The 379-nt window shown below is 73.1% G+C and carries 1 protein-coding gene; it reads left to right on the forward strand.

The window, feature by feature from the left end; translation table 11 throughout:
• Positions 1-379 (forward strand): acyltransferase domain-containing protein (locus IH50_RS38475; protein ID WP_037873712.1); only part of this gene is annotated, 379 nt, incomplete at both ends.

Raw genomic sequence — 379 nt, forward strand, 5'->3', positions numbered from 1 at the left:
CCGGTGGGAGGGCCGGGTGTCGGTGGCGGCGGTGAACGGGCCGTCGTCGGTGGTGGTCTCCGGTGACGCGGACGCGTTGGACGAGCTGCTGGTGGAGTGCGAGGCGCGGGGGGTGCGGGCGCGCCGGGTGGCGGTGGACTACGCGTCGCACTCGGCTCATGTGGAGCGGATCGAGGCGGAGCTGGCCGAGCTGCTGGCCCCGGTGACGCCGCGCTCCTGTGAGGTGCCGTTCTACTCGACGGTGTCGGGTGGGGTGATCGACACCGCGTCGCTGGATGCGGGGTACTGGTACCGGAACCTGCGCGGGACGGTGGAGTTCGAGGCGGCGACGCGTGCGCTGCTGGCGGACGGGTTCCGGGTGCTGGTGGAGGTCAGTGCG

The organism is Streptomyces sp. NRRL S-37, from assembly GCF_000721605.1.
Classification (GTDB): domain Bacteria; phylum Actinomycetota; class Actinomycetes; order Streptomycetales; family Streptomycetaceae; genus Streptomyces.